Consider the following 6,132-nt stretch of genomic DNA (forward strand, 5'->3'; position numbering starts at 1 on the left):
CGGGCGCGGGTTAGACATCCAACACGCCCAGCGTGGTATTTCACCACTGCCGCCGTGCCGGTGACGCCCGCCGGCCCGTGGACCCCGGACGGGCTCTCGCGGCGCGCGGTGCGTGAGCTGGTGCTGACCACCGCCGCCGTGCTGCTCGGGCACCAGGACACCCGGGCCGTGGAGCCGTCCAGGACCTTCAAGGACCTCGGCTTCGAGTCGGCCACCTTGGAAGACCTCCGCACCCGGCTGCGGACCGCCACCGGGCTGCGGCTGCCGACCGGCCTGCTGTACGACCAGCCGACCCCCGACCGGCTCATCGACCACCTGTACGGGCTGCTCCACGACGGGCCGTCCGAAGCGGCGGCCGAGGAGCGCGCGGGGGAGGAGAGCGACCCGATCGTGGTGGTCGGCATGGGCTGCCGCTACCCCGGAGGCGTCGCCTCCCCGGACGAGCTGTGGCGGCTCGTCCGCACCGGCACCGACGCGGTCACGGAGTTCCCGTCCGATCGCGGCTGGGACCTCGACGCGCTGTTCGCGGGGGGCCCCGACCGGTCCGGCACCAGTGACACCAGGCTGGGCGGTTTCCTGCACGACGCGGACCAGTTCGACGCCGGGTTCTTCGGCATCAGCCCCCGCGAGGCGGCCGCCATGGACCCCCAGCAGCGGCTGCTGATGGAGATCTGCTGGGAGACCGTCGAGCGGGCCGGCCTCGACCCCGCCGAGCTGCGGGAGTCGGCCACCGGAGTGTTCGTCGGCGCCATGGCCTCCGACTACGGCCCCCGGCTCCACCAGTCCACGGGAACCGCCGACGGGCACCTGCTCACCGGCACCGCGCTCAGCGTCGCGTCCGGGCGGATCGCGTACGCCCTGGGCCTGCGGGGCCCCGCGATCACCGTGGACACCGCGTGCTCGTCCTCGCTGGTCGCGATCGTCCTCGCGGTGCAGGCGCTGCGGCGCGGGGAGTGCTCGCTGGCGCTGGCCGGCGGCGCGACGGTGATGTCCAGCCCTGGGATGTTCGTCGAGTTCAGCCGCCAGGGCGGTCTCGCTCCAGACGGCCGCTGCAAGGCGTTCTCCGCCGCCGCGGACGGCACGGGCTGGGGCGAGGGCGCGGGAATGCTCCTGCTGGAGCGCCGGTCCGACGCCCTTCGCCGTGGACACCCCGTACTCGCCGTGATCCGGGGCGGCGCGGTCAACCAAGACGGCGCGAGCAACGGCCTGACCGCCCCGAGCGGACAGGCCCAGCGGGAGGTGATCAGGCAGGCGCTCGCCGACGCCCGGCTCACCCCGGGCGACGTCGACGTGGTCGAGGCGCACGGCACCGGCACGCGGCTCGGAGACCCCATCGAGGCCGAGTCGATCATCGCCGCGTACGGGGAGAACCGGGACGCGGAGCGCCCGGTCTGGCTCGGATCGCTCAAGTCGAACATCGGCCACACCCAGGCGGCCGCCGGCGTCGGCGGCGTGATCAAGATGATCAAGGCGCTGGAGCACCGGACGCTGCCGTCCACGCTGCACGTGGAGGAGCCGACTCCGCACGTCGACTGGAGCGCCGGCTCGGTGCGGCTGCTCACCGAACCGGTGGAGCTGCCGGACGACCGGCCCCTGCGGGCCGCCGTCTCCGGCTTCGGCATCAGCGGGACGAACGCGCATGTGATCTTGGAGGGGGTCCCGGCTCCCGTCGTGCCGGATGCGACGGATGTGACGGATGCGACTGATGCGACGGATGCCACGGGTGGCCGGCTCGTGTGGGTGGTGTCGGCGAAGTCCGAGGCGTCGTTGCGCGCTCAGGCGGGCCGGTTGCGTTCGTACGCGGAGGGCGCCGAGCCGGGTGATCTGGTGGCGGCCGGGCGGGTGCTGGCGAGGCGGCCCGGGTTCGCCCATCGCGCGGTGGTGGTCGCGGAGGGCCGGGAGGAGCTGGTCGCGGGCCTGGCGGCGCTGGCGGACGGCGCGCCGCACGCGACCGTGGTGCGCGGGGTGGCGGGCTCGGACGTGCGCCCGGTGTTCGTGTTCCCCGGGCAGGGCTCGCAGTGGGCCGGGATGGCCGTCGACCTGCTCGACCACAGCGAGGTCTTCCGCACCCACCTGCGGCGGTGCGATCAGGCGCTGGAGCAGTACACGGGCTGGTCGGTCGAGAGGGTGCTGCGCGGCGGGCAGGCGGTACCGGCGCTGGAAGGCTCCGACGTCATCCAGCCGGTGCTGTTCGCGGTCATGGCGTCGCTCGCGGAGCTGTGGAAGTCGCTCGGGGTCGACCCCTCCGCCGTGATCGGGCACTCCCAGGGAGAGATCACCGCGGCGTGCGTCGCGGGGGCGCTGACGCTGGAGGACGCGGCGAAGGTCGTGGCCCTGCGCAGCCAGGCGCTGATGAAACTCGGGCACAGCGGCGGCATGCTGGCGGTGTCACTGCCGGCCGTACGGGCGCGGGAACTGCTGGAGCCGTGGTCGGACCGGCTCTGGGTGGCGGTCCACAGCGGCCCTGCCAGCACGGTGGTGGCCGGCGACCTCGACGCGCTGGAGGAGTTCGCCGCCGCCTGCGGCGACACCGTGCGGGCCCGCCGGGTGGCGATCGACTACGCGGCCCACACGCCGCACATCGAGGCGCTCCGCGAGGAGCTGCTGGCCACACTGGACGAGGTCGCGCCGCGCCCCACCGACGTCGCCTTCTGCTCCTCGCTGGCGGGCGCGTTCATCGACCCCGCCGAGCTGAACGCCGCGTACTGGTACACCAGCCTGCGCAACCCGGTGCGGTTCGAAGAGGGGATCCGGGCCTTCGCCGGGCACGGCACCCCGCTGTTCATCGAGGCCAGCCCGCACCCCGTGCTGACCGGGCACATCCAGGACACCCTGGAGACCGCCGGGACACCCGGAGGCGCCACCGGGACGCTTCGCCGGGGTGAGGGCGACTGGCGCCGGTTCCTGATGGCGGCGGGTCAGGCGTACGTGCTCGGCGCCGAGGTGAACTGGGCGAAGGCGTTCGGCTCCGGGCCGTACCGCCACGTCGAGCCGCCCACCTACCCCTTCGAGCACCGCCGGTACTGGATCGACGGCGCCGCCGCCACCGCGGACGTCGCCGCGAGCGGCATGGACGCCTCCCGGCACCCTCTGCTCGGCGCGGTCGTACCCCTGGCAGGGGACGACGGGTTCCTGCTCACCGGGCGGTTGTCGCGCGGCGCGATGCCGTGGCTCGCCGACCACGTGGTGGACGGCGAGGTGCTGCTGCCGGGCACCGCCTTCGTCGAGCTGGCCCTCGAAGCGGCCACCACGGCGGGCTGTGACGAGGTGGAGGACCTGACGCTCGAAGCCCCGCTGCTCCTGCCCGAGGCCGGGGCCGTCCAGGTGCAGCTCGCGGTCGGCGGCGCGGATGCCGACGGCAGGCGCGCCCTGACCGTGTACGCCCGCCACGCGGGCGACCCCGAGGCCGCCTGGACCCGTCACGCGACCGGCACGCTCGCCACCGCGAGCACCGCCGCGCTCACCACTGCGGCCACCGAGCGCCTCGCCGGATGGCCCCCGGCGGACGGCCTCGCGGTCGACCTGGACGAGGTGTACGAGCGCCTCGCCGAGGGCGGTTACGAGTACGGTCCGGCGTTCCAGGGGCTCAAGGCCGCCTGGCGCGTGGACGGCGGCGCGTACGTCGAGGTGGCGCTGCCGGAGCACGTCCGCGCGGACGCGGGCCGGTACACGTTCCATCCGGCGCTGCTGGACGCGGCGCTGCACCTGCTGGTGCTCGACTCGGCACAGGCGGCGAAGGACGAGCCCTCGCTGCTGCTGCCGTTCTCCTGGAGCGGGGTGCGCGTGTCCGCGCTCGGCGCCGAGGCGTCCCGGGTGCGGATCACCGACCTCGGTGACGACCGGGTGTCCCTGGTGATCCACGACGGCGCCGGGAACCGGGTGGCGGGCGTCGACGCGCTGACGCTGCGCCGCGTCCCGGGAGGCGGCGGAGCCTCGCGCACCGCGCCTGACGCGGCCTCCTACACCGTCGACTGGGTGGACCTCGCGGTGCCGGGGACCGGCCTCGCCGACCAGCGATGGGCCGTGGTCGGGTACGACGGCTTCGCCGACGAGATCACAGAGGAGCTGGGCAGGGCCGGAGCCGGCGCTCCGCGCTACTACGACCTCGCCTCGCTCGCCGAGATGACCGCGGGCGAGGTCCCGAGCGTCGTCCTTGTCCCCTACCTGCCGGAAGCCGATGCCGACGACGTGCCGTACTCGGTGCGCGACGGCATGTACCAGGCCCTCGACCTCGTGCAGGCCTGGGTGGGGGACGAGCGCTTCTCCGGGTGCCGCCTGGTGTTCCTGACCCGTGGCGTCTTCGACCCGGCGGGCGGCATGGTCCCCGCCGTGGTCGCCGGGCCGGTGTGGGGGCTGGTGCGCTCGGCGCAGGCCGAGCATCCGGGGCGGTTCGTCCTGCTGGACGCCGACGTCGGCTTCTCCGGGTGGGAGCTGGTCGCCTCGGCGATCGCCGCGGGCGAGTCGCAGCTGGTCGCGCGCGACGGGAAGCTCATGGTCCCCCGCCTGGCGCGCCGGGCGGCCGAGACGACGCCCGCCGGACCCTCGGACGTGGGATCGGGGACCGTGCTGGTGACCGGCGGCACGGGCGGGCTCGGAAGCCTGGTCGCCCAGCGGCTGGTGGAACGGCACGGCGCCAGGAACCTGCTGCTGGTGTCGCGGCGCGGGCCCGACGCGCCGGGAGCCGGTGAGCTGGTGTCCCGGCTGGAGGGGCTCGGGGCGCGGGTCACGGTGGCGGCGTGCGACGTGTCCGACCGCGACGCGCTCGCGGCACTGCTGGACTCGATCCCCTCACAGGGCCCGCTGACCGGTGTGGTGCACACGGCGGGCGTCCTGGACGACGCCACCGTGGAGGGGCTGTCGGCGCAGCGGCTCGACTCGGTGTTCGCCCCGAAGGTGGACGCGGCCTGGTACCTGCACGAGTTGACCCGCGAACTCCCGCTCTCGTGGTTCGTGGTGTTCTCCTCGGTGGCGGGCGTGGTCGGGAACCCGGGCCAGGGCAACTACGCCGCCGCCAACGTGTTCCTGGACGTCCTCGCGGCGCACCGTCGCGGGCTCGGCCTGCCCGCGGTGTCGGTGGCGTGGGGCCTGTGGGACACGGTCGGCACCGGGATGTCGGGGCAGATGTCGGACGCGGACACCGCCCGCCTCACCCGCTCGGGCATCGCGCCGCTGACCGTCGAGCAGGGCCTTGAGCTGTTCGACTCGGCGCTCGCCTCGCCCGGACCGCTGGTCGTCGCCGCCAAATGGGACAACACCGCCCTGCGCGCCCGCGCCGAGAGGGGCGAGCTGCCGTCGGTGCTGCGCGGCATGGTACGCGCGCTGCGACGCGCCGCCACCGCCACGGCGGCCGGCGCGGCATCGACGGCGGCCGGATCGGCCGGCCTTGTCGAGCGCCTCGCCGCGATGGCCGAGGCGGAGGCGCGCGGGCACCTGGCCGATCTGGTGCGGTCGCACGTGGCGGCCGTCCTCGCGCACGGCAGCGTCGAGAACGTCGGGGTGGACCGGGCGTTCAACGAGCTGGGGTTCGACTCGCTGACCGGGGTGGAGCTGCGCAACCGGCTCAACGGCGACACCGGACTGCGGTTGCCCGCGACGCTGGTCTTCGACCATCCGAACGTCACCGCCCTGACCGACTACCTCTTCCGCACGCTGGCACCCGCGGCCCCCTCACCGGAGGACACGCTGCGCGGGGCCGTGGAACGCGTCGAGTCGATGCTCTCGGGCGCCAGCGAGGACGCGGAGGCCATTCGCGGCAAGCTCGTCGCCATCGCGCAGAGCGCCGTCACCAGGTTCGGCGCCGGTCTGATCACCAGGTTCGCCTCCGGTACGAGCGGCGCGAGCGCCGCCGAGGACGTGGTGGAGAAGATCGATTCCGCTTCCGATGAGGAGATCTTCGCTCTCATCGACGACCGAACCATGACGTCTCCCCTGAGATCCTCCCTGGAAAGGCCCGATCATGGCCAATGAGGAAAAGCTACGCGACTACCTCAAGCGTGTGACCGTCGAACTCGCGGAGACCCGCCAGCGCCTGACCGGCGTCGAGGATCGGCGGCATGAGCCGATCGCCATCGTGGGGATGGCGTGTCGTTATCCGGGTGGTGTGGCCAGTCCTGAGGATCTGTGGGATCTGGT

The 6,132-nt window shown here is 74.0% G+C and carries 2 protein-coding genes; both read left to right on the plus strand.

From position 1 onward, the window contains the following. Window positions 1-54: 54 nt before the first annotated feature. Entirely contained in the window at window positions 55-5,967 is a 5,913-nt protein-coding gene (locus tag AB0B89_RS34190; protein WP_358561208.1) for an SDR family NAD(P)-dependent oxidoreductase, read from the plus strand. Continuing rightward, window positions 5,957-6,132, plus strand: a 176-nt coding sequence (locus AB0B89_RS34195; protein ID WP_358561211.1) for a polyketide synthase docking domain-containing protein, incomplete at its 3' end; no start/stop codon positions are given. The genes AB0B89_RS34190 and AB0B89_RS34195, both read left to right, overlap by 11 nt.

It is taken from the genome of Sphaerisporangium sp. NPDC049002 (genome assembly GCF_040649355.1).
Classification (GTDB): Bacteria; Actinomycetota; Actinomycetes; order Streptosporangiales; family Streptosporangiaceae; genus Sphaerisporangium.